The organism is Halostagnicola larsenii XH-48, assembly GCF_000517625.1.
In the GTDB taxonomy this organism is placed as follows: Archaea; Halobacteriota; Halobacteria; order Halobacteriales; family Natrialbaceae; genus Halostagnicola; species Halostagnicola larsenii.
The window spans coordinates 186,939-210,895 of sequence record NZ_CP007055.1 but is presented as its reverse complement, the minus strand read 5'-3'; the positions used below and the strand labels follow the sequence as shown (position 1 = coordinate 210,895).

General features: G+C 50.9%; 17 protein-coding genes, 1 tRNA gene and 3 pseudogenes. 10 read left to right on the top strand and 11 right to left on the bottom strand.

Annotation, left to right across the window (positions count from 1 at the left end):
• Positions 1-6: 6 nt before the first annotated feature.
• The 3 genes from HALLA_RS01020 to HALLA_RS01010 are packed head-to-tail and all read right to left on the bottom strand — an operon-like array spanning position 7 to position 2,099.
• On the bottom strand, positions 7-579 hold the full coding sequence (locus HALLA_RS01020; RefSeq protein WP_049951649.1) for a hypothetical protein: 573 nt from the start codon (positions 577-579) through the stop codon (positions 7-9).
• The gene (locus HALLA_RS01015; protein ID WP_049951648.1) at positions 579-1,352 is read right to left on the bottom strand and encodes a hypothetical protein; all 774 of its coding nucleotides are present in this window, start codon (positions 1,350-1,352) and stop codon (positions 579-581) included. The genes HALLA_RS01020 and HALLA_RS01015 overlap by 1 nt, the downstream gene beginning before the upstream one ends.
• Positions 1,353-2,099, bottom strand: a complete 747-nt coding sequence (locus tag HALLA_RS01010; RefSeq protein ID WP_049951647.1) for a hypothetical protein — start codon at positions 2,097-2,099, stop codon at positions 1,353-1,355.
• Between the two features lie 488 nt (positions 2,100-2,587).
• On the opposite strand from HALLA_RS01010, the gene HALLA_RS01005 reads away from it, so the two are divergent.
• From HALLA_RS01005 to HALLA_RS21750, 3 genes and pseudogenes are all read left to right on the top strand, one after another.
• Positions 2,588-6,073, top strand: coding sequence for an exodeoxyribonuclease V subunit gamma (locus HALLA_RS01005; protein WP_157231296.1), 3,486 nt, complete (start codon positions 2,588-2,590; stop codon positions 6,071-6,073).
• Positions 6,073-9,696 carry a UvrD-helicase domain-containing protein gene (locus tag HALLA_RS01000; protein ID WP_049951645.1) on the top strand — a complete coding sequence of 1,208 codons (3,624 nt, stop codon included), beginning with the start codon at positions 6,073-6,075 and terminating at the stop codon, positions 9,694-9,696. Before HALLA_RS01005 ends, HALLA_RS01000 begins: the two co-directional genes overlap by 1 nt.
• Before the next feature lie 69 nt (positions 9,697-9,765).
• A pseudogene (locus tag HALLA_RS21750) lies at positions 9,766-9,953 on the top strand (SOS response-associated peptidase); the annotation flags it as partial.
• A 247-nt stretch (positions 9,954-10,200) separates the two neighbouring features.
• On the opposite strand, the gene HALLA_RS19805 reads toward HALLA_RS21750, so the two are convergent.
• Positions 10,201-11,196 (bottom strand): DNA repair exonuclease, encoded by a 996-nt coding sequence (locus HALLA_RS19805; RefSeq protein WP_169732095.1) that lies wholly within the window; start codon positions 11,194-11,196, stop codon positions 10,201-10,203.
• Between the two features lie 247 nt (positions 11,197-11,443).
• On the opposite strand from HALLA_RS19805, the pseudogene HALLA_RS19800 reads away from it, so the two are divergent.
• Positions 11,444-11,611 (top strand): annotated as a pseudogene (locus tag HALLA_RS19800) (IS5/IS1182 family transposase); the annotation flags it as partial.
• 223 nt (positions 11,612-11,834) lie between these two features.
• On the opposite strand, the gene HALLA_RS00990 reads toward HALLA_RS19800, so the two are convergent.
• The 3 genes from HALLA_RS00990 to HALLA_RS00980 all read right to left on the bottom strand — a co-directional run bounded on the left by HALLA_RS00990 (position 11,835) and on the right by HALLA_RS00980 (position 14,011).
• Positions 11,835-11,941, bottom strand: a tRNA-Ile gene (locus tag HALLA_RS00990).
• 71 nt (positions 11,942-12,012) lie between these two features.
• Entirely contained in the window at positions 12,013-12,924 is a 912-nt protein-coding gene (locus tag HALLA_RS00985; RefSeq protein WP_049951643.1) for a hypothetical protein, read from the bottom strand.
• A gap of 313 nt (positions 12,925-13,237) precedes the next feature.
• Positions 13,238-14,011 carry a DUF7283 family protein gene (locus HALLA_RS00980; RefSeq protein ID WP_449272281.1) on the bottom strand — a complete coding sequence of 258 codons (774 nt, stop codon included), beginning with the start codon at positions 14,009-14,011 and terminating at the stop codon, positions 13,238-13,240.
• Between the two features lie 136 nt (positions 14,012-14,147).
• On the opposite strand from HALLA_RS00980, the gene HALLA_RS20350 reads away from it, so the two are divergent.
• From HALLA_RS20350 to HALLA_RS00960, 5 genes are all read left to right on the top strand, one after another.
• Entirely contained in the window at positions 14,148-15,413 is a 1,266-nt protein-coding gene (locus tag HALLA_RS20350; RefSeq protein ID WP_157231295.1) for a hypothetical protein, read from the top strand.
• A gap of 412 nt (positions 15,414-15,825) precedes the next feature.
• Positions 15,826-16,500, top strand: a complete 675-nt coding sequence (locus HALLA_RS20345) for a site-specific integrase (RefSeq protein ID WP_169732094.1) — start codon at positions 15,826-15,828, stop codon at positions 16,498-16,500.
• The gene (locus tag HALLA_RS19795; RefSeq protein ID WP_084568882.1) at positions 16,497-17,627 is read left to right on the top strand and encodes a tyrosine-type recombinase/integrase; all 1,131 of its coding nucleotides are present in this window, start codon (positions 16,497-16,499) and stop codon (positions 17,625-17,627) included. The genes HALLA_RS20345 and HALLA_RS19795 overlap by 4 nt, the downstream gene beginning before the upstream one ends.
• 330 nt (positions 17,628-17,957) lie before the next feature.
• Positions 17,958-18,188, top strand: coding sequence for a hypothetical protein (locus HALLA_RS00965; RefSeq protein WP_049951639.1), 231 nt, complete (start codon positions 17,958-17,960; stop codon positions 18,186-18,188).
• A 9-nt stretch (positions 18,189-18,197) separates the two neighbouring features.
• A complete protein-coding gene (locus HALLA_RS00960; protein ID WP_049951638.1) occupies positions 18,198-18,614 on the top strand; it encodes a PIN domain-containing protein in 417 nt (138 codons plus the stop codon).
• Between the two features lie 322 nt (positions 18,615-18,936).
• On the opposite strand, the gene HALLA_RS00955 is transcribed toward HALLA_RS00960, so the two are convergent.
• The 4 genes from HALLA_RS00955 to HALLA_RS00940 all read right to left on the bottom strand — a co-directional run bounded on the left by HALLA_RS00955 (position 18,937) and on the right by HALLA_RS00940 (position 23,125).
• The gene (locus HALLA_RS00955) at positions 18,937-20,073 is read right to left on the bottom strand and encodes an HNH endonuclease (protein WP_049951637.1); all 1,137 of its coding nucleotides are present in this window, start codon (positions 20,071-20,073) and stop codon (positions 18,937-18,939) included.
• A 186-nt stretch (positions 20,074-20,259) separates the two neighbouring features.
• Positions 20,260-21,102 carry a DUF2971 domain-containing protein gene (locus HALLA_RS00950; RefSeq protein WP_049951636.1) on the bottom strand — a complete coding sequence of 281 codons (843 nt, stop codon included), beginning with the start codon at positions 21,100-21,102 and terminating at the stop codon, positions 20,260-20,262.
• Between the two features lie 77 nt (positions 21,103-21,179).
• On the bottom strand, positions 21,180-21,494 hold the full coding sequence (locus HALLA_RS00945) for a hypothetical protein (RefSeq protein WP_049951635.1): 315 nt from the start codon (positions 21,492-21,494) through the stop codon (positions 21,180-21,182).
• A 617-nt stretch (positions 21,495-22,111) separates the two neighbouring features.
• Complete coding sequence (locus HALLA_RS00940; RefSeq protein WP_049951634.1) at positions 22,112-23,125, bottom strand: tyrosine-type recombinase/integrase; 1,014 nt, start codon at positions 23,123-23,125, stop codon at positions 22,112-22,114.
• A gap of 335 nt (positions 23,126-23,460) precedes the next feature.
• Here HALLA_RS00940 and HALLA_RS00935 point away from each other — a divergent pair.
• Positions 23,461-23,928, top strand: a pseudogene (locus HALLA_RS00935) (helix-turn-helix domain-containing protein); the annotation flags it as partial.
• Between the last annotated feature and the right edge of the window lie 29 nt (positions 23,929-23,957).

The following is a 23,957-nucleotide window of genomic DNA, read 5'->3' as shown; positions in this document are numbered from 1 at the left end:
CTTTGATTAGCGCTCAAACTCAGCGACTACTATATCTCGCATCCGAAGTTCATCGTAGTCGTACATCCACGCCGTGACACCGCTGTCCCAGTCATCCCACTCCATATCAGATTCCAACCCGTCGTTTTCGATGGCGTCAACGAACGTGGCTAAATCGATAATACGGAACCACTCAACGTTGCCATCAGGTATCTTCATCCGGGTAGCGTATTTCGGCACAATATCCCACGAATCCGCCTTTCGTAGTTTGTCCAATTCCGACGGAGCTTTTGAGCCCGTTTCTACGCGGATATCGAATCGGGACGCCTTCTTGTTGAAGTGATTCCGATGGTTGACCCCGAAGGCAGGGTCGTTGAACGTGTCTACGAGATAGTCGATGCCAGAATAATCCATAATCTGGCGTATTGCCTTATTCTCGGCAAAGTTGTCGAACGCTTCCTCGCCTTCGACAGCCGTGATGTTCCTCGCCTCAAATGCGTCCTTTAGGACCGAGCGGACGATCTCGTCTGCCTCCTGACCTTGTTTGAACCGTGATTCGTCGAACTGGTCTCCAAACAGTCGCTTATCGTTATCAGACATTAGATTCCTCCAATTTCCGCCTGCCCAGTCACGTATTCTGGGTGTTCGTCCGCATACGCTGGGTCGAACTGGGCGTGGTTTCGCTTATACTCAGTCAACAAGTCGCCTTGGCCTGTGACTGCGTCCTCTAGTTCGATGATAGGATTCTTACGAAGTTCGTGCATCCCGCCCTTGGCCTTCAGGTCGCTCGTGTTAGTGCGGTTCGACCCGGACGCATCGCGGTATGTCCAGTCATCGTGATCCATGCTGGCGCAGAGAACTTGTGTGATCTCGATTGGGGGCACATCATCAGGTGCAGGAGTAGTCTCCGTGAGGGACTCACTACGTGCATTGATGCGATAGTGAACGCCCAAGAGCCATTCTTCGACATTGTGATGAGCGTAAAACGTATTTCCACGTGACGCCTTCACCTCCAATCCCGGGCCTTCTCCCTCTTCATCCTTGACCGAATAGTTGTCTGGCCATTCATAGTCGGTTCCATCGTACAGGAGGTCAGGATACCCGTCATCCATCCGATTAACGAATAACGCAGGGTACTGCTCTGCGAGACGAACCGTGATTCGATGGCTAATGAAGCCGCCGATGGCGTTGTTAGCACGGAACTGCTCGTGATAACGTCCATAGTCATCAGGGTGATTCAGATGCCATTCGTTGACCTCGTACCAGTAGTCGTAGAGGTCTTCTACCGCATCGACGACGTTCTGGACATCAATGCCATACGGGAGGTTGGCATCCCTGTTGATGTGCCGCTCTTCTACTGTCGGACGCTTCATCTACTTACCTGCCTTCCCGAGTTTAGTCTGCTCCGTCACGTACTCCGGATTCTCTTCTGCAAACTTCGGGTTGAACGAAGCGTGACGTTGCTTGTATTCAACGAGTTCCTCACCGCGCCCAGTGATGGCTTCTGGGTCTTCGTAGATTGGGTTACTACGGAGCTTGTACATCCCTGACGAGATGATGGACGACGTTATCGTCCGACGAGAATCCCCACTACGGCCTGAGTGTGACCAATCATCCTCGTTGAGACTGGCTGCGAGAACCTGCACTAGTCGGATAGGCTCCATATCCTGCAAGTCTACTTCAGGGTCGCCGCGCTCGTAGCGGAAGACGACGAACCACGCCTCCTCGTTGTTGTGCGCTTGCCACCCGCCGTTCGACTTGCTGCACTTCGTTTCGATACCGTGGTCGCCGTGGTGGACCTCGTAATTCTGCTCGGCGTAGCCGTCGTGGTCTACAGGCAGGATGTCTGGGAAGCCGTCCTGTTTCTGGTTGATGGTGAGGCTGTCCGACGCCTGCGCCAACTCTTCAGTAGCGACGTTCCCAATGAAATCAGAAAGTGCGTTATTCGCGCGAAGGACGGTTTCGATGCGACCGTGGTCCTCACGCATCAGAAACCGATTTAGGTCATCGTAGAAGTCGTAGAACTCTCTGATGGCGATCTTGACTTCTTCCGGTGTGACTCCATATGGGAGGTTCGCGTTCGGATTGAACCAATCCTCGTCAAATTCCGGTGTTTGCACAGGTCAGTTTGATGGACCGTTGATGTAAGTACTATAATACGATTTACATGGAGATAATAACAGTCTAATTTGATTTACTTACACCCATGGCGACACGGTCATCCAATTAGGGAAGCTGAGACGGCATTTATCATCCTTGAGCAGATGTTGTGAACTTTGTAATAAGATGAAGATTCCCCGTATGGTGGTGATGAGGAGTACGTCGTCCGTCACCCTGACACGGGCGAGTGGATGATAGAGGACAAAATAATCGCTTGGCTGTGTGTCGAAAAAGAAGCACCCGAGACCGACATCAGCGTCGTCATCATTACAGCCGGATGATTACTGGAGCTGTTCAGGGTAGAAACTACTGTTATATCAGGTATACATGATACCACAGCTAGTAATGGCCCGAACCTGACCTATTCAAGAGCGAGCACACACCCGATGTCACTCATCCATACGCATCTGCCAAATTTTATATTCCTGGTGAACACTTGGTGAGAATCATGGACGTTACGCTGCACCGGGAATCTCCCATTCCATCACTCGTCGAAGATGAACCAGATGGTTCAGTCCCCCGTTCTGCCGAATCTCACTCTCGTCTGTGTATCGTTGGTGGTGCACTCAGCCGCGAGCGACTCAAAAAGCGACTCGCACGTGACGGGTACCCACCCTCAAATGTAGCACAGTTCACTACAGTAGACGACATTGCAGAATCCGTTCTCGAGGCCGGCCACGAACCCACGCCGGTGTTACTCCCTGAAAGTTTCACACAGCGCCTAATTCGGGAGACACTGGACCGGGCTCGCGAAGGAGAGTTCTCGGATCCAGTACAGGATTTGGCGAGGCGTTTGCCGAGTGATGAAGACGATGTCGTCGAATCCTTATACGAGGAACTCAACGAGTACTACCGATGTACCGATGCCGGCGACGATCATCAGGAACTTGTGGATCTTGCAACAGACCTCGATAACACCTATGCCTGTGAAAGCAGCCAACGGCGGCTTGAGCAGTTCTCCGCACTGACCGACGTCTTGGAAGAGCTTGCTGCAGAACTGTCTGTAGATCAGTTAGACGATGAGAACGGCGATGATATCGTCCCGTACGTCTCGCGTAGTCATTTTGTGAGCGCGGCTCGAGATTACATCCAACAGCATTTCGCGGACGAGTTTGAAGGAGTATCATGGATTGGAATTACCACGATTAGTGTCTTCGACAATCCAACGCTCCGACTCCTGCTCGAAATCGGGGAACAACACGATAATGCGGATCTCCATTTCTTCTTGGGTGCTGGAAGCTATGACCGGCAACGCCAACGCCTTCAAGAGATCCCTGATGTAGAGATTGGGGAGGCTGTTGAAACCCGTCATTTCGAATCTGAATCGGCAGACTTCTTATTCGATGCGACTGACGGCGATCCAGACACATCGATCCCAGACGAGTTGGAATTTATAGAAGCACCGGAGCGGCGGCGTGAAGTGGAATATCTCGCGCAGGATATTCGGGGAAAGCTAGCCGACGGGTATGACCCTTCAGACATCGTTGTGGTCGCTCGGAATATCGATTCATACACCACACCGATCCAGGATATCTTCGAATCGAATAGCCTGCCATACCATCTCGAAACTAAGACTGCATTAGCTCATGCTCCGAGTTACCGGTTTCTTGTCGCCACTTTCGACCTGATTCAAGCGGCTATCGATGGCGAGGAGATTGGGTACGATACCCTGGTTGATCCACTTCGATTAGGTTTTTGTTTGCCGGCAGAGAGGCGGTATCACTGGCCACTTCGAGATCGAGTATTTCTCTATCTTGAACAGCGGCTACACGATGCTGAACAGAGGAATGGAGAGCGGACGTTCGGTGAGTGGCAGCGCACCGTTGCTAACCTCAGTGGATGGGAGGAACCCCGCGAACGTATGGAGTCGTTTCTTGAGTGGGTTTCCGAACAACAGGGTTCACCACCAGCGACGGGCGAAGAACTGCGAGATTTGGTCCGCAGTCTCGTAAACGATTATATGTACCAGATGGTGTCGGAGCGACGGTCGCGGCCGGATGGCCCAGGGATTGATGCAACCCGTTCGCAGCTAACCGACCAACACACTACGGCTATCGCCGAAAACGTGTATAATAGCGCCGCGCAAGTGGGACGGCATTACGAGTACTTACAGGAAATCTTCGAAAACGAAGATGCTGACAATGAGGACGGTTGGGAACCATCTTGGGAGGAAGCGAGCCAGGCACTATTCGATGTGCTTGGTGGAGGGTCAGTCCGGCAACAGCAGAAGGACGGAAATGCAATTCGCGTTGTAGATGCTGGTGACACGTTCTTCATGGATGCTGAGCATGTGCATCTACTCGGATTGTCGCGGGGAGACTTCCCTGTCGAGCGGGAAGAAGCCACGTTCCTACATGAGAAGCTCCGTACGCGGGTTGCTGCAGAAAGCGCAACTGGAACGGCGCCATTCTTCCGGTTAGCCTCACAAGAGACTCAACACAAGGTTGATGTCGACTATTATGAGCTGGCGCTACAGGTGAGTTCAGACAGTGTTACTGTAAGCCACCAATTTCGGGATACGGAAGGAAATGAAGTCCCGTGGTCAGCGTTCGTAGATCTGATCGAGAAAGACGAGAGCGCAGATTACGTAACGCGAATTCGATCCGATCAGTGGCTGCCAGAACCAGGCACGACGGGATTTGCAGAGTCATGGGAGACGTTGGGACCGAGAATAAGCGAACGGGACCGTCAGCGTCTAATTCAACATCATGCCAACCGCGACTGGCCGGAGCGAACCGCACCTGAGATTTCGGCCGACGATCTAGAGGCGATGTCGACCCTGACTGATCGTTCGACGTATACAGAACAGGTTCGGCCACGGTACGATCGGTACGTCCAGCCCCCTACCCAAATTACTGTGTCACCTGATGAGCCTGCTTTCGATGACATAGATCTTGAAGAAGTGATCGGATCGCCGGTCAGCGTACATGAACTCGACTTGTTCAGCCAGTGCCAGTTAAAGTTCTACTTTTACCAATTCCTGTTCAATTTCAGTGGTGACGATGTGCGACGCCAAGAGATTCCGTTCTACTCCGGGTCGGTGACTAATTACCGATTCGGCGAACTACCTCGAATTATCCGCCACCAGTATACTGGTGACGAAAGTCGGAGCGCATGGCATAAAATTATTGAACAGGAATTGCGGGACCGACAGTCACTGACAGATGAGTTCGACAACCGTGACGAGGTCCGGGCATGGGTACAGGACGAATTCACTCCGTACGTCGATCATATGATCGGGGGGCAACTCGCTGATGAGTACACGTTAGTCGAACAAGAGGAGGCCAGCAATGAACCACATGAGCGACAGTGGACCTGGCAGCAGGAACACCGAGTTGCGGTGGATGATGCTGACGCTGATGTTTGGATGCCAGGACACCGCCGTGACATCCTCCCCCACGATGACGGGTATGTTCTGCCGGTGCATCAGGTTCGGCACAGTTCCTACGCGGAGAAGGCGACCAAGTCCTGTTGGGAGGGATCACAGTATCGGACCGAAGGCTGTGGATCGTTGTGCGAATCTTGTAACAACCTCGACGATTGCGGACACAATACGAAATTCATGCTCGATCACCGAATCCATTTGCTCCCTTACGCAGAGGACGATTGTGCAGGGTATGTTTTCCAAGACCAGTACGAGAGTGGCACTCATACCCGACATGGGCTCATCAAACAGAATCACGCAGCCGCGATTCGTGGCGGTATCGATAATGGCCCTGAAGCAAATCTCGGGCCTGCCAATCAAATCCCCTCGGGGGGCTGGTACAGCAAACAAGGCGAATGGGAAGACGACCTCACAAGCCATTTAGAGGCGTTTCTTCCAACCGACGATGGAAGCGACTATGCCGCCGAGAGAGGGTTTGTCAATCGTGGAGGGTGTGAATCGTGTGTCTATCGCTCGATGTGCGGTATCCCGGATGGAGGTGATTTCTAATGCCATATCTCACGAATCCCGAAGAAGCGCCGTCGGTGTTTGACGACGAACCGCAGAGCCAGGTGTTCGATGAGTATTTCGAAGGGAGTGGTCGCGTCGTTGTCGGGGCTGGCGCCGGAACCGGGAAGACAACGACATTAATCGATATTGTGGCGGAGACCATTCTCCAAAAGTTGGAGACAGAGGATGGGAATCCGATGGATGATCTCTTAGTGACAACGTTCACGAAGGACGCTGCAGGTGAATTAAAGACAGAACTCAAACAACGGCTGCGGCTGCACGAAGAGGAAACTGGCGAAGATCTCGATACCGATATCTGGCGTTGGATTGAAACCGATAGCTATATCGAAACGATCGACTCGTTCACGCAGCGACTCCTCCGGGAAGTTGCGGTCGATGCTGGTGTGTCACCGGATTTCGACATCCGAAATGGTCTCGAAGACGAAGACCTGGTAGACGAGATTATGGCTGATCTTCGGGAGAATCCTGAACATGCAGAACGTTTAGATCGGTTAGAAGACGCGTACCCAAACCAGGATTGGCAGGACTACCCACCGCGTGACGTTCAGACGATGCTGACCGACGCTCATGAAAAAAGCCGTGAGTTCTGCTGGACACCTGAAGAGATGGGCGACCAGCTTCTTGAGACCCATCGAGCATCACATGCAAACATTGAACCGGCATTTACTGCAGAAGATATCCGTGACATCACCCAAGATATTACTGGACAGTACCCTATTGTTCCAGAAAATCTGCCAGAGCATGCGTCACAGGTTCACGAACACAATGAACAGCTGCTTGAAGACTTCAAACAGCTGCTGATCGCTTACGACGAGCTATATGACGAAAAAACTCTCGACTCAGGAGCACTCTCCTATACAGATATCACGGATTTGGTCTGGCGATATCTCAATCAAAATCCAGAGAGCGAATGGGCACAGGGCCTCGGAGAGCGGTTTGACCATATTTTCATCGACGAATTTCAGGACACAAGCTTCGCACAATGTCGGATACTATCTTATTGTTTCCCTGATTCAGACTCTCTTGACGGACCGAATGCTCTGTTTATTGGTGACGTCAAACAGTCAATCTATCAGTGGCGGTCAGCGGATCCGCGAATCTTCTCAGAGATTATTCAGGACGCACAAGCGGGAGAGGCCGATGAGTATCTCGAGGTTGAAGGCTTAGAGTATCGGCCGCTGACGACAAACTTCCGAAGCCATCCGGACCTCGTTGAAGCTGCCAACCATGTGTTTGATCAGGTGTTTGACTATTCCGAGCGTGGTGACATCGGTCCGTTCCCGATCCCGTTTGAAGCGGCGACAGCTGAGCGCGTGTCAACTGAACCCGACTGGGCAGAGACAACCTCAGTGAACGATGAACAAGCCTTGGCACGGCTTCACGTTATGGACCTGGGCAGTCCACAGAATAAGGATGACTGGTGGCAGACAGAAGCCCAGCAAATCGCGATGACAGTGGCCGAAATCACCGACAACGATCAGGTCCCCGTTCTCGATACGGATGCAACCGAATCTCTTGATGACCCACAATACCGACGGGCAGAACCCGGTGATATAACCCTCCTATTTAATCGGAGACGCGCCATGCCTCAATATGCGGACGCACTCCGTCAGTACGGGGTTGAATGTGCAATCGACGTTTCAGCCGGGTTGTTTGATGAACCCGAGGTTCGGCTTCTGGTGGATGTCCTGGACTGGTTCGCGAACCCACATCAGAAGGATTCGCTGATACGGATTCTACGGTCACCTGTCACTGCCCTTGAAGACCGAACTATTCGCTATCTCGCAAGTGAGAACTACTACCTCTCGACAGCGCTTCGCAACTGGCCGGAGGACTTACCTGAGGCCGATCGCGAGCGGCTTGAGGGTCTGCTAGCTCTTCGCAACGACCTACGCTGGGACCGCGAAAAGAACAAGGCTGAGCTTGTTAGTGAACTCATTCAACATACGGCGTTCGACTCAATTGTCCTAGCGGACACAGACGGCAAACAAAAGTTTGCGAACCTCTGGCTGATCACGGAGATCGCGACGGAGTGGGAAGACGAGGAGCTGATGACGTATCGCGAGTTCGTAGTTCGCCTCAAGCGATTGCGAGAGCGAGCACGACGCGGTGAAGAAGAGTATCCAGTAGCGAAGATTTCGGATGAAAATTCCGACACGACAGTTCGGCTGACAACTGTACATCGGTCGAAAGGACTGGAATATCCGGTCGTTATACTTCCTGACCTTCACTTTTCGCCGCCAGGAGGTCTGTTCCCGTGGGACAACCGAATGTTACTAAGTCGTGACGGAGTTGGAATCAGGCCAGACATCGGTAATGAAACTCCGGTTCATTTCGACCAGGGAGGATCTGACTTCTGGCTAACCGACAACTACACTCCATTCGCGCCCGCTACGGATGGGCTTGGTACAACCTGGCTACGTGGGAACCGCAGTATGAATGTCCCCATGGATGATAACCATCCACTTACCGATAACATCTATGCCGAAATCGCTGAATTCTGGCGGACCCTCTATGTAGCTTACACCAGAGCTTCCGACCACCTTATTTTCGGACTCACCGATACGGTTCTCTGGCCGTATGATGAAAACTTTAGCTGGGCACCACTCCTCCGAGAACGTCTGCAACCAAATGGGTTGGATGGCTGGCGGGACGGCGTCTTCGCCCGGGCTATCGACTATAACGAATTAGAGGGGACAGAACAGGTCTGGATCGGTATCGACGATTTGGACACCGGAACCCCGATAGAAGACGAGCCAATCGGGATGGATACTATAGATGAAGCCATTACGGAAGATCAGCGCCACGAACTAGAGCCAATCGATCCGGACTTCTTCCCCGAAGTCGTTCGCCCAAGCACAATTCAGGAGTTGCTCGCGTGCCCGCTTCGGTTCCAATACAGCGAATTAGAGGAGGTTAGTGGTATCCGCGCTAAGATACCGCCAGGGAGTTCACCGCCAGGTAATCTTCAACGCAGTCAGTGGGGTGATCTTGTTCACCTTTTCCTTGAAAACTACCACGAGGACCCAGAAGAGGCCGAGGAGCTTGCTCGAACATATTCATCGGAGATACAGTCCGAACTTCTTGAGGAGGTACAAGAGAACTTCGCGACATCTGATATTGCCAGCCGAATAGAAGCCGACGCAGACGAGGTGCTTCCGGAACATGAAGTACTCACCTACGCTCCAGAGTTGGAGACATATATCCGTGGTCAGATTGATCTCCTCTTTGAAGACAGCGACGGCTGGCACATTGTCGATTATAAGACAGGCCGAGTCGCAGACGAAGAGGAATACTCCGGACAGATGTATCGTCAACAGTTAGCCGCGTATAGATGGCTAGCAGAAACCGCGTACGACATCGAGATCACCTCGACAGAACTACTCTATATTCATCCGGATGTTGAAAGGAGTTCTGTGGAAGTTGAGGCGGAGGAATTCGAGACATTACTCACAACCGCTCGTGATTCATTGGATGTCATCCCGGACCAAGGATTACCAGCGGATCCAAATCCCACCCCTGATGAAACGAATTCGCCTGATGAAACCACACGGTGCGGGTCATGTCCGTATCTGGATATCTGTCCTGAGTGGTCTGATTAGTTAGCTGCATAAGAATAGTGTATGATTTACATCCTCCCAAATTGGGACGAATACAAGGAACGAGTTAGCGACGTTGAGTCCGACTGGCTTGCCGCAGACCCGGACACCCACAGGAACTGTGCCAGCTGTATCCGAAGGACGATTTGGACGCCTACCAAATCTCGATGCAGGTTAACAACTCAGGTAATGACGCCCCTCAGGTCATCGAACCGCTTGACTACGCGCAATCCGGGTTAGGCGAATTTGGCTCTGGGTAGTTGTCGAAGACTGCTTGGGTGGTAGTTGAGTGATCTCTGTACTCAAATCCAGATTTGAAAGGTGTATTCGGAAAGTCCGCCTGCGAATCTGACCCTGGACTTCTATCATCTATCGGTGATGTTGGCAAAGTCGTGCTGAATACAGGGCGTATCTTCAGCAAGGTCTGAAATCACCATCGGAATTGTACTGAGGGGAGAACAGCAAAAGAAAGGAATGGCAAAGCCCGAGACAATGGTGATAAGCTATTTACGGTGGTACACCAGGAATCCACCCTTGATCAGGACTAGTCGCATTCACTGAAGCACGTAGCACTCCCGGCCATTTCTCTAATTGGGACCTGATATCACCTTGAGTGAAATTATCATTCTCTCCGTCAAGGGTGACTTCTAAAATCATTCGACGTTCCATATTTTGGATATTCAGTTCTTCAACTACTCGACTAAGAACAGCATCAATGTCGTCATTGCGATCGACGCTAACGGTAATCTCGTTCCAGGGTCGCGCTGGTACGGAGTATTTTGTTGAATCGACACTCTGCTGTGTGGTTTCGTGGAGAAAAACACTCGGAGAATAATCCCGATATCTTCTATGAATTCGTGCGGGAGTTCCTGAATAGAAAATATCAACTCTACGAGTCGGATAGTGCTTTCTTTTGTGTAGTTCTCCACACAACATTAAATTCACATCGAAGGGCACTGGTTTCAAAAGTTGGAAGGGCCAATAGGCGTCATCTTTCCCTACATAATTGTATTTATGAAGCATCACATGCGTGCAAAGCGCAATGTACGTATCATCGGGGGGAGGGCTGAAAGAGAGATTATTATCCACTAGGTCACTCAAATCCTCATGATGGACTCCATATAATACAAGATCATCACTAATGGAAGTCGGATGGCCTCCTAATCGTTCAGCATGGGTATTCTGTATAAGATGGTCTACACCGGGAGTATTTCGCTTTCCTGGGGGATGGTCATGGTCACCATGAATCAGATAGACCGGAACAAAAGCGCCATCTCTTTTTGAGCCCAAGTCCGAAACTAAGTCAATTGTTGACTCAACAGTATCGTCATTTGGAAATTCATGATCATAGATGTCACCAGTGATGACAAGCGCATCTACCTCTCGACGCAGGCAACCATCAATAATTTGGTGGAACGCATCAAAAAAGTCCATACGTCTTTCCGGGAGCTGATATTGGCTTTTTCCAAGATGAAGATCAGCAGTGTGGACAATTTTAGTCACGTCCAGTAATCGTGTGATATCCGTATTCGACTGGTAAAGTACATTCGGTGAGATTGAGGAAGAGTGTACTTGTGGGCCAAGGCGATAGAACACTTATATACAATTCAGGCAAAATCTGCCCTGTTGAATAGCGATCGAATCGGCTGATATCACGGAGCAGAAGGACGAAGCCAAGGAAACCGATTCTGTCCATGGAAGTCGATCTCCTCGACTTCGTTGAGCAGTGTCGGCACCTAGTCAAACAGGTCATAACGCTCTTATCCGCTCAAAAGGCTACTCTCAGCGCTGGATGGCCGAGACTTCGTATTCGACAACGAAGCGCTCGCTCGGCGATGCCGTGCGAGCGCTGGGCTGGTATCGGCAGTTCCGTGAAATCGTCCTGATGTTCGCTATCTCGAACATAGAACCGCTATAACCGTGACTCACCATCTATTCAACACGGCAGATCAATCACTTATTGATTAAATGATTTCCGAGTATCGACTATCAAAGAAGGCACGACGACAGCGACATGCGTCTAGCAGCTAGATGGACTCCAACCACGGCTTGAGGGGCAATCACTTCCCAAAATCAGAAAATAGGGGATACAAGCGCTGTCTCCTAAGGATCTGTCGGCTCAGAACCGTGCAGTTTCTGGATGGGCCCTGACGGATTCGAACCATCGACCACTCGGTATCCCTCAAACCCGGCACCTACCGGCGTTTGTTATGAGCCGAGCGCTCTAACCAGACTGAGCTAAGGGCCCTCGTCTCACCGATAACAGGGTGTGAAGTTAACCCTTACTCTTGGCTCTCGGGTCGGACCATACTCGAGGGCTCATCGACGGAGTCGCAACAGCGCAACGGCCATGAGCGCGGCGATGGCAGTCAGTATTCCTGGTCCGGGAATCGTTTCGGCGGCAGTGTTGTCATCATCGTTGTTGTCGTCAGTACTGTCGTCGTTCGAACTGTTCTTTGGGCCGGGGTTCGGGTCGGAATTATTTTCCCCGTTCGTATTGCCATCGGCGTCGTCGAGTTGCAACACGACGACGACCTGTCCGTGGGAGCCACCTGGGTAGTACGTCCAGCCACCGCCGGCTTCTTCGTACGATTCGGCATCGTCTATTGGGTCAACGTCGGCATCCCAGGCTTCGTTTTCCTGTTGGATGTAGCCGACGACATCGACGTCATCGGCGTGTTCACCCGTGACGTTCACCTCGCCGTATTCGACCGACCCGTCTTCGGGTAGTCCGTGGATTTCCATGCAGTGGCTGTCGAGGTAGCCGTCACCCTTTATCAGGTCAGGCGAGTCGCCGAACTGGTCGGCATCGAGCGGTCGTTCGTAGTGTTCGGTCAGGGGATACTTGACCGTAAACGGGTTGGCGGAAGTGTGCCAATCGAGCGACTCGCCGGTTGGCACTTTGACGGTCGTATTGGGAATGCTCTGGCCGTCGACGACTTCGCCCGCTTCGTTAACCATCGTGACGCAAATCTTTCCGGAGCCGTCGCCGAGGTACGGACTTCGATACTTGTCACGCGGATTGACGTAACTCACCCAGTCATTTTCTGGATCAGCGGCTTCGAAATACTCGTCGTCCTTCGATGGGACCTCTTTCTCGTAGGCCTCTTCCGAGACGTTGTCTGCCGTCGATGTCGCCGAATCCTGTTGTGCGAGGGCCGTCCCAGAAGCTGCAGTGCCCGCACCTGCGAACGCGACGACTGCAACGATACAACTGGTAACGACCAGCATGCAGGAGACGATCTGTACTGTTCGTTTATCTGGCTTGTCTACATTTATCATGGTCATGCGTAGGGAGATATGGATCTGCCTCGGTAGCGAGGGAATCGTCCATGATGGTTTCGTTCACGATCACCACTGTAGATATGATGTCGTTACCAGCCGGTAGGTGGTGGTTAACGCACTCGAGACGCGGAGAACTGCGGTGTCGCCGAAAACAGCGTTATGGTCGTTCTCTCATCACGAGGCTGTCGGCGTCGAATCTTGTCGCACTCGATTGTGTCAGGATCCGCTGGTCGAGTAGCGACTGGTGTAGAGCCCGTCGTCACGAATCGACCAACGTGACACGATAGTTTCCGGTTTGCTCGTTCAGATCCACCCATTCCAGATCGTCGGTGGTGTCGACGTTCCCGTCCGTTCCGTCGCAGACAGCCACCTTCTCGCCGTGATCGCCGTCCGTAATCGTCTCGCTACAAACGTGCTGTCCGCCGGCTCGAACGTCGACATCGAACGGATAGTGAATCTGGTTATGTGGACTCTCACCAGTGTGCAATGAATACCGGTAGCTCCTCCCGTCCTCGTCGGCTTCCACGAGTTCGGTTTCAGTTTGCGGCTCGTCTTTTCCCCAGAGCGTCCCCGTCGCGCTAATTTCGATCTGTGTCTCCGTGTTTGCCTCGTAGGAGAATCGCATGCTTCGAGTCGTATCTCCCGTCCCCCACTCCTCCGGTTTGACTGAGACGGCAACCGACGGCGATACGACATCTACCGTTCGAGTCCGCATCTCTCCATCCGCCGGGACCCACTCCCCCGAGTTGTTCGCGTTTGCCGCCTCGAGGTCGTCGAAAAACATCTCGGTCGCTGCGGTATCGGGATCGTCGAGTTCGTCGCTGTACTCGGTTTCGAAGGGTGTTCCGGACGTGATGTTCTCGAGTCGCTCGTCGCCCATCACCGGAACGACGGTCCCATACGAGAGCCTCGAGTGCGTGGTTCCGTGCTCGTTCCGGAGCGATATCGTCGGCCCGTCGACTCTGATCTCGTCTGCGTCGTGTTCGTAGGTCGAACTCGCTTCGTATACCTGAGTTGTCCATCTTTCTTTTATATCCTCTATACAGATCTGCCGAAGTTGTGTTTTGTGAGGGCATCCGCACCAACTCTACTGGTGAAACCCCGCCGAATGCCGCGCTGGACACCCCCTTTCCCCTTACGTTTATAAGGGGTTACTTTAGTTAGTGATTATGAACGATAGGATAGCAAGAAGGTTAGAAAAGAAACGAGCAGCACACCTAGGGCCAGAACTAATCGGGCTTGCAAAGAATAGGCCCAGCAGCGATTCAAAATATCTATCCAAGGCGTCGACTGAATACATTCTGTCTGGTGAATCGGGTTCATACGAAGAGGGAAACTTAGAAAATCGGATCAGTAATAGAGTATCAGATATCCCGATTCGGATTCAACGTCTAATAAACGATCTAGCTATTCTTTCGGTTGGTGGATACTTAGATGACACCAGCCGCCAATGGGACAGAATTCTCGATATAAAAGGATATGCTGCTGAACTTTCGGCACAGAAAACGGTCTCAACAGCAGATCATCCGGCGGCGAGATTTGGATATGATTTAGGATTTGGGGTTAAGAAGTTGATATGTGGTGAAAAAGACGATCAGCGTGGTATTGAATTTCTTTGGGGTATAATCTTATCACAATCAGCCACACCAACCGGTGATAAGGAAGAGGAAATGGAGAATATTAATTGTATATTGAACAACTTGAGAATGAAGCTTGAAAATACAGTTGAGAACTCGTGTTCCCATCCTGTGCCAGACATTGACCCAGATGCAGTCTCTGATTTCGAAATGGAGTCGAAGGTCTATGCAGAAGACGAAATAATTGAAAACTTGGAAGACCATGGTATCGAACCCACACCATTTCTTCTTCGAATGTACAGCAATTTAGTCAGACACCATACCTATGAAAACAATATCAATGTCGAAAAAGCGGCTGAGAATGTTGTTGGAGAACAGGTCGGCCCTCATCTTGTGAAATCTGCGAAAGTACGATCAAAGCTGGTTGATGAATGGGACACGATTGATGAAGCATCTGTTCCTGGCGTAGATGTGAAAGATGTCCTCAAGATTGTTTGGGAAAACCGAAAAAGGTCGCTCCGGTCTGCTGATATAGCTAGTGAATTAGGCGGAGAATGGAAGTATAAAAAACAGGTTACTAATTCACTGAATAAGCTATCTGTGGAGGGAAAAAACCCATCAGAAAGTCTCCAGACAACATATGAACACGATGAATTGATCCAGTGGAACAATAGCAGTTGGGAACTGACTAGTTGGGGTGACTTGCTTTGCTTCTTTGTTTTTGAAAGAAGTATGGATACAGAATGGATACAACAGTCTGTATCTCAAATTGATCTTCAAGGCGATTTCCCCGACCGAGACCTATCGGATCCATATGTGATCTTAGAACGCGGTATTAAGAAATCGCCAATCGAATAAATCGAGATCGTGCTCCGGGTTTAAGATTATTATCTCGAGGAATTTGCCTACCTACTATTCTAACCACTTATATACACCTTCTGAAACCCCCCTTTCTGAGGCAGCTACGCATGGGTTATCACCCTTTGCCCTCATATAGATGCCACCTCGGACTCACGGATCTGCTGTCCACGAAAAAGAAGGGTTCAATTCTGTGGTTGAGAGGGACGTAAATTCTTTCGAATCTCTTGACGATGCAATTGAGTCCTATCTAAGTGAATTATCTGGTAGTGTTCCCGATTCTACCTTTTGGTCCCAGCAAACTACAATCACGAGATTTAGAGAAGAGGTTGGCACGTCTCATTCTTCTGAGCCTCGCTTAGAAAATCACCAAATTTGTAATTTCATCAATCAGTCATTGGAGAACACTACCGTGGAGGTCAGCACAATCTGTGGATGGATTAATGATTTGATTAGTCTTCAGTCATATATTTATCATAAAGATCCTACTATTCTCAAGAAAAGACTGCTATCAGAGTTAGAAGGGTCAGAAATATTGGATTGTAGGGAGATTACTGAAGACCTCCTCAAAGATACTCTGGAAAGCGATTTCAAAGAGTATTCTGAACGGATTTCGACATTAGTGGCATACCTCCGTCAGTACCAATTTGGTACCCGAGTTCACGTATATGTAGAACTCATACTCAACACATGTAGCCAACCAGGGTGTGTACGAGATCTCGAGCTTGAGGACATCAACTCGGATAACGGTACAGTCGTAATCTCAATCCCAGAGACGCACCTTGTAAGCAAGGCTGGTCTCGTAACACAGCGGGTTGCAAATATTTCTCAAGAAACTTCTGAAGCTCTTGAAGAGTTCTTAGCCTATGAACGGAAAGAGCCTACAGACATCTCTGATAGCCCACTATTGACAACTTCCCATGGGAGGGTGAGTGAATCGACGCTTCGACGGGAAGTGAAACAAGCCAGTGAAAGCGCAGAAGAATATCCTGGTGTAGCGTCACCTCTCACACGACACCAGACTAGTTGTGTCGTGCCCAGTGAAATCTGGCAGTATTCAATTTTGCAACTCCTGGAGGGACAATGAACGAGAATATTGTCCGTCTGCTGTCGGAGATCGATGATCCTGAGACCATCGAAAAAGTGCTGAAGCAAATGGATGTGAACGATACGTCCCAAGAGACTGCTACTCGAAATGGATTTGCTCGAGCTACCCTCTCCGATCTCTACAAGCGATTTCTCTCGCGCAGGCAGAATCGGAGCCCGTCAACGCGGGCCCAGTACAAGCGAACGATTCCTCGATTCGTTGAATTCGCAGAAGACAACGGCATTACGAACCCAGTAGAAATTTCTTCACCATTGGTTGATGCGTACGTCGACTACTTACAGTCGGAATATGACTCCGACGCAACGATCCTTACGTATACGAAGAATGCACGCACGTGGCTTCGGTGGCTCAGCCAACGGGAACTATGCGACGAATCAATTTACAGAATCCTCGACAAGGAGGAACTCGGTCTGACTCCGAGAGCTCGTGACGAAGCGATTCCAAAATCCGAAGCCACAGGTCTCCTTCATCGACTCCGACGACGTCGACGAGGTTCAGGCATGCATGCTCTCACAGAGCTTCTCTGGAATGGTGGACCACGTATTGGTGGCGTACATTCTCTTGATGTTCCCGATTTTGATCCCGAGGAGAAAGAACTCTGCTTCCGCCATAGACCGGAAACAAGAACGAGGCTAAAGAATGGAAACGAAAACTCGAACACAGCTGGTGACGGCGAACGAAACATCGTGATAAAAGACGAGGTCATAAGCGCAATTCAATTGTATATCGAGACCGAACGGCCTGACGTTACTGACGAGTACGGCCGAGAGCCGTTATTTGCGACAGAATACGGACGGGCGTCTCGGTCGACACTTCGGCGATGGGTATACGAAGCTACGAACTGTCGCTGGAATCGAAAAGACGCGGGTGATTGCTCGTGTGATGGAAGCTGTAATCCTGATTCGAGTGTATGTCCGGTGTCATATTACCCACATGCGATCCGTCGAGGATCGATTGTCAACCATCTCAGCGGTGGCCTCCGGAGAGAACGAGCAAGCGAGCGATTTGACGTCTCTGTTAAGGTAATCAAAAAGCACTACGATCCTCGTACAGAACAAGATCGTCTCAACGATCGGCGCGAAGCAGTCAAGCACTCGTGGAATTAAGTTCGGAGATGTTGTCGAAACAGATGGTGTCAGTCTTATAAACGAATGGCGTGATTGTAATAAACCATTTAAAAATCTGAGTCATCTCATGGCATATGAGCCATCATACGGAAAGCTCAGGGTCATCGTCTATACTGGTGAATTATCATCTCACTCCCAGAGACGTGGCGATATTCAGAAGACCTCGATTTTGGTGTCGAACCAGTGGAGTTTGGAACTTTGTAACCCTCTCGGCTCGAACTCTCCCGTCCATCTAGTGCGGTGAACTCGAAGCGTTCAACATTGGATACACCGAAAGACACAGTATTCTGTGTGCCCATAGGTTCCTGTATGCCCAGTATCACGGTCAACGTGGACAACGACCTCAAAGCGCAAATGGAAAAACATCCAGAGATCAACTGGAGCGAGGTCACGCGACAGGCCATCCAGGAGAAGATCGAGGCGCTCGAAATGATGGACGAACTCACCAGTGAGAGCGAACTCACCGAGCGCGACGTTCGGGAAATCGCGGATAAAATCAACGAACGTGGACGCAAGCGCGTCGAAGAAGAGTCGGCGTAAACGCGACGAATGAAGCTGGTCATCGACGCCAACATCGTCATATCTGCACTCATCGCTGATTCGAAGACGCGGGAGCTCATCGTTACACTCGAACCAAATCTCTTGACGCCTGCGTTTGTCCACGACGAAGTCGAGAACTACGAAGATCTGATCGTGGAAAAGTCGGGAATGGAACCAGATCAAGTGACACAATTCATCGAGCTTCTGTTCCAGTACATTGAGGTCGTTCCTGCGGACGACTTTTATCCGGCTATCGAGAGGGCGGACGAAGCAATCGGAGACACCGACCCCGACGACGTGCTGTACCTCGCGTGTGCGATTGCCAGCGATGGGGCCATCTGGAGCGACGATTCTGACTTCAATGAACAGGATTTGATCAATACGTACTCGACAGGTGACGTGATCACCTCGTTTGATACGTTCTAACTCCGTGGATCCGTCTCTCAGTTTCACGCACGTACACGCAAAGATGACTGAATCACACTATACAAAACAAGTCAGTATAGGCACACGATTCAATCTGTGAAGTTGAATAGATCATCTTACTGTCAAAGAAGCGTACAACATCCAGAGTATGGGTGCGTCAACCGACTTCATTTATTCCAATCGGACTGCGCTGAATCACATGATCAGTAGACCTCCGAACTGACCGCTGGAATTCCTACCAATCAACACATCTTTTCGAAAAGTTGTGATGAACACAGAGCGCATACCCAGCACCAGTTTCTCGACGATACCTGAGAGAGGTTTAGAATTCGTTCAGTTGTCGATGTTCTCTAAGGAAAACTGGATGAGGTTCTGCGTCATCTCTTTCAGGTAGTCGTATTAGATCACTTTCTAACTGTTTGAACTCATAGTAACCATCTCGGTTCGGAGCATCCTTGACAAGAATTTCATGTTCATCAGAGATGGCCAGCCAACCCGTATCGAACGCCCAATGATGGAGTTTGCATAGTGTGAGACCATTTCTTACGTCGTCTGACCCTCCCTCACGTTTTGGATAGATGTGAGCGGCTTCGACTTCTGGATTTCCAGCTGGTGTCTCACGACTACTTCCACAAATTGCGCACGAGTAGTCGTAGGCGTCCTTAACAAGTTCTGCAAAGGCGTGATCACGTGCTCGTCTCCGACTTTCTGTGAACTCTGTGGAATCTTCTGTTAGTTGTGGTTCTGAGTCAAGTGCCTGTTCTAATTCACCTTTCTCCTGCTTTATTTCATCACCCACGTTAATTCGATACGTTCCTTGCTCATCTAGAAACTCTACTTCGTCTTGGTCGCGTAGGCGCTGGAGTTGTTGGCGAATCTTTGCCCTGACGTGATTGTTGTCCGGAAACTGGATCGAAAGGCGGTGTTCGGAAAAGTCATAGAGTTCTCCAAGAGTAGCGACGCTTTCACCTTTCTGCTCTTGAAACCGTTCGAGTTCCAATCGCATCGCATCCAGCCAACTTAGGTCGTCATCTTCTGAAGGATTGTCTCGGTGTTCCATCTTGAATACAATAACTTCTCTCCCACCTTGTTCCTTGAAATTGTAGTCGAGAATGTCAACGAGTCCCTGATACTCCCACTCGCCATCCCCTGACTGTTGGTAGAAGAAATGGACTGGAATATTAGAAGAAATAGCGTCAATGAGAGTTGAGTTACCGGGTGATGATTCACTCTGGTCGCCCTCTAATCCCTCTCCAATATACTCAAAACGACCCTGTGTGACCGAGTCATCGTATGGCCCATCTTCGTTAGCAAATACCAACACGTATCTTTGATTTTGAAGGTCACGTCGAGGATTGATTCCGGAAATTCGATAGCCAAAGCCCGTATCAAACGCTTCTTCGATTTCTTCTTGCGAAAGAAAGCCCCCAATAGAGACCCTCCCTGGAGTTGTACGCATAAATCATACTGGTTAATTCCAGCACTATCAAATCCACTATACCACTACACTTACCCTGTGCTGCATACACCTCTCTGTATCTTGCACGCGTTGTCTATTAAACCCCAGATAGGTTGGACGAGGCGTACGAGATACAGGGCGCATATCGGTCACTCTAGTTGGAGTGTAGGGAATCTTTCCTCAGAATTACTTGAGCAACTCGCTTTTGAGAGACGACTTCTCCACTTCAACTGAACTCAGAGCGTAGGTATCTACGATCTCCTTAACAGTTTCTTCAAACCAACCCGGAGCGTCCGGCGCAACAAAGATCTTGTCTATCAAGATATCTAGATCGACGGATACGTAAAGACCCGGCGGCAGCTCTTCTCTGAGCATACTTGCGTAAGGTTCTATGCGAGGATACTGCTGAACCTCCTTATCGGGGTGTCGGATGTTCAAGCCCTTTTCCCGGGCAACAGACGTCTCTACCTCTAAAATATCCTGAAGGTGTATGATAGCTCGAAGCTCTTTCTCGTGTTCATAGCTTTTCCGCTTGTATAGGAACCGACGCGGCAGGAACGTTTCTCTGACAACCTCTTCTCGGAAATCGGCGTAAACGACTGGGGAGAGAGAAACGTCGTATTCCTTGCAAGCACTTAGAGCGTCCTTGAACCGGTGAACGGTCGAGCGGACTGCTATTCCGCCATCAGCAAGCGAGTATTGGTTCCACATCGCCGCAGATTCGTACTCGTTCATGTGCCAGCAATTGAGGAAGAGATCGTTTTGGAAGTGATCCGGGGTGGATTGAACCATCTTCATAAGCTCCTCTTCCTCAATATCCCACCCCATAGCCAGAGCTTTTTCAACCACCTCCTCAAGATCTGGCATGGTGAAGGAGCCTTCGTAAGGATCTTCGAATCCGTTGGCGGCAGTAAACCAGAGGGATTCATGTTCCAATATCGACATGATTTGTGGGAATTCTAAGTACCGCCAGATAGTCTGGTCGTCGTCCTCTGGTTCCGGGAATTTGTCGTGGGGCTCGTAGGGCATAGGTGTATAGCGTAGCTTGACTTCGGTACAGGTTCTCTCGAAGTTCCTTGACGTAGTCCGGGTTCAAACGACGGCTATTAGTCCTGACTGATGCGGTAGTACTCGACTTCGACCTCTTGCTGGAGGTTCGCCTCGGTCGCGACACGTTCGATGTACTCGTAGGCGTCATCGTACTGCTCGTCGGGTACGACATCAGCAATCGCCCCCGCCGTGTTTCGCACGAACAGACGTTTTTCAACTTCCCCCTCATCGACAAGTTTTTCGAGCGTCTGTTCGACGACCACCTGCTTCTGGATCATCACTCCGTAGTCGATGATTCCATCAGTGTCGCTGAACGTCTCAGGGACGGTTTCGTCGAACAATTCGTCGCGTAGATTGGCGACTTCGAACATTTCATCGTGTGTTGGCGGAGGTACGACAGTATCTCGGCCTTGAGCGACGGCAACGGATGGCCGATATCCCAGATATCTGTTGCGTCCATACCACAATGATTCGGTGGAATGATAAAACAGTTGCTTCAGCGTCTGCTCGGAAGCAACCGGTAGCGCCCCTTGTCTTACCAACCGATTCGGATGGATTATCGATTCCAACAGGTTGGAGATAGACCCTCTATATTCAGCAGATCGTTTCTGACGCCTATCTGAGAGGTGGGGGAACTGCTCCAGTAATGCCTTCGCCTGTACTTGCTGCTCGTTGAGTATTCGTGGAGAGGGGGTGCAATCTGTTCGATGACCTCCTCTTCACCATAGAGTGGGAAATAAGAGTTCCCATGGGTAGTCCCACTTCCCACCTTGAGACGATTATACGATTGACTCCTATCTGAGGAGACCACAGAACGTCTACACGGCTACTGTATAGCGGTCTGCTATAAGAGTGAAAACACGACCGGGGAACTATTTCCACAGCCAACTAACCAACCACTCACCTCAAACTATTCAGTTCGTTCTGTATCTTCTCGACCGACCGGTTCCTGTTCCAATCTGTGATATACTACGTCATCTTGTAGGCACTATCCATCTGGAAGATACTGTCGGCGTTGTTCGAGTTTTTCTCGAGCTGACCGCTGATCGTAATGCCGCTCCAGTACGTCCATCCCAACATCCATGCGATCACTCACTATGCGCTCAGGGGTATCTGACTGGAGATGATGCGTAATGGATCCACGACGAACAGGATGTGGACTCAGTGCTGACGGACACTTGTGGGCATACTCTGTCGGACGTGCTTCGCACTCGGCGATATCCCGGTCATGTGGACACTTGTTCTCGTATATACACGGGCGAGTATACTGATAGGCGATCGTTCGTCCGCGGTTACGACTGAGCCGACTGCGCTTTGTCGCAAATAACGGAGTTCGACCGTGGTCATCAACTACCTCTGGATGGTTGACCTCGAGCCAGTCGTCCAGAACCAGACAGACACGATCGTTCAACGCAACCAATCGCTCGCTTTTCGAGCCGTTCTTGAGAGAGGTTCCCTCGTCTGGTCTGTGTACTAGAGCCAGGTATTGATCGTCGGATCTGTAGTCCTCGACATCGATTCCAGTCGCAGCACCGATGCGAAAGCCAGTGTGCCAGAGTACTTCGAGCAGCGCGTGCTCAAGTCTTGCATAGCGGTATCGCTCGAGATGGTCCAGAATCTTCTGCGCGCGATCCCTGCTGAGTAACTCGTCGCGTGCGTCATCAGCTGTGGTCGTCGGCAGGATGATTTTCTCATCGAGTCCCGCTTGCACTGCATCGATACTCACACAGAACCGGAGGAAGACACGTAAGGTCGCCAGTTGTCCTTTCATGGATGCTGTGGCGAGTTCGTCTTCGTTCCGTCGCTTGACTCGGAACCGGTGGATATCGCGTGCGGAGAAGTCGTTCAGGTTGTCAATCTCCTCGTTTTCACACCATTGTACGAACTGCTTGAGCCGGTAGTCGTGTGATTGTAGAGTTGCATCCGCGAGTTCGTGTCGCCGTTCGTCGAGGTACATCTGCCTGGCCGTCTCCGGGCCAAGTGGTTCGAGTTCGGTTGTCATGTCGTCTCACTCACGAAGGCAGAAGACAGCAATCTCTGAACAAGCGTGTTAGCGCTTGTGTACTCGCTTAACAGCTAGCTGATGGCCCCGAAGATTCTGGATAATCCCCGTCAGGGCCCATCCAGAAACTGCACGGTTCTGAGCCGACGAAGCGAGAAGCGGTTATCGTGTTCTCGATAGGGAGCTTCGACTACCCAGATCTTTAGAAGGAGGGTCGTCGACTATAGCGACAACAGACCGTTTGGGTCCGGGTGACTTCGGCCCACCGTTGACGGGGTCGAAATACAGTCGACACAACCCTTAGAATTTACTTCCCGCCACGAGTAGGGGCGATCATGGAACATCTGAACGAACTGTCCCTCGAGGACCTCCAACAGGCGCTCGAGGAAGTCGACGGAAAAAAACCGACGATGCGGTTGCTCGCAGCGATTGCGTACAAAAACGGGGTGACGCAAACGGAGCTAGCCGAGTGGTACGATGTCGAGCGGCGGACGATCTACAGCTGGCTCAAGCGTCTCGAGTCAGAGTCGCTTGCGCAGGCCGTTACCGATGCGCGTCGATCCGGGCGACCTCGAAAGCTAAACGACGAACAGCGCGAGCGATTCGAACAGGCGCTTCAGGAGCCACCGACAGCGGTTGGATACGACGCGTCAGCGTGGAGCCCCGAACTCGCCCAGCGATACCTCGATGAGACATACAATGTCGACTATTCGATTCCGAGTTGCCGGCGATTGATGAAGGAAGCGGGGCTTCGGTACGAACCGGCACGGAGAACGGCAACCACGTCAAGCGGCGGAGATCAGACGCCAGATGGTCGTTCAGGAGGCAGTGG

Bases quoted from the DNA above. Each gene is read 5' to 3' on its own strand.
- HALLA_RS00950 (WP_049951636.1), bottom strand. From the start codon at position 21,102: ATGCCCTACGAGCCCCACGACAAATTCCCGGAACCAGAGGACGACGAC.
- HALLA_RS00960 (WP_049951638.1), top strand. From the start codon at position 18,198: ATGAAGCTGGTCATCGACGCCAACATCGTCATATCTGCACTCATCGCT.
- HALLA_RS01020 (WP_049951649.1), bottom strand. From the start codon at position 579: ATGTCTGATAACGATAAGCGACTGTTTGGAGACCAGTTCGACGAATCA.
- HALLA_RS00945 (WP_049951635.1), bottom strand. From the start codon at position 21,494: ATGTTCGAAGTCGCCAATCTACGCGACGAATTGTTCGACGAAACCGTC.
- HALLA_RS01015 (WP_049951648.1), bottom strand. From the start codon at position 1,352: ATGAAGCGTCCGACAGTAGAAGAGCGGCACATCAACAGGGATGCCAAC.
- HALLA_RS00955 (WP_049951637.1), bottom strand. From the start codon at position 20,073: ATGCGTACAACTCCAGGGAGGGTCTCTATTGGGGGCTTTCTTTCGCAA.
- HALLA_RS00985 (WP_049951643.1), bottom strand. From the start codon at position 12,924: ATGCTGGTCGTTACCAGTTGTATCGTTGCAGTCGTCGCGTTCGCAGGT.
- HALLA_RS00965 (WP_049951639.1), top strand. From the start codon at position 17,958: ATGCCCAGTATCACGGTCAACGTGGACAACGACCTCAAAGCGCAAATG.
- HALLA_RS00940 (WP_049951634.1), bottom strand. From the start codon at position 23,125: ATGACAACCGAACTCGAACCACTTGGCCCGGAGACGGCCAGGCAGATG.
- HALLA_RS19795 (WP_084568882.1), top strand. From the start codon at position 16,497: ATGAACGAGAATATTGTCCGTCTGCTGTCGGAGATCGATGATCCTGAG.
- HALLA_RS20350 (WP_157231295.1), top strand. From the start codon at position 14,148: ATGAACGATAGGATAGCAAGAAGGTTAGAAAAGAAACGAGCAGCACAC.
- HALLA_RS01000 (WP_049951645.1), top strand. From the start codon at position 6,073: ATGCCATATCTCACGAATCCCGAAGAAGCGCCGTCGGTGTTTGACGAC.
- HALLA_RS01005 (WP_157231296.1), top strand. From the start codon at position 2,588: ATGGACGTTACGCTGCACCGGGAATCTCCCATTCCATCACTCGTCGAA.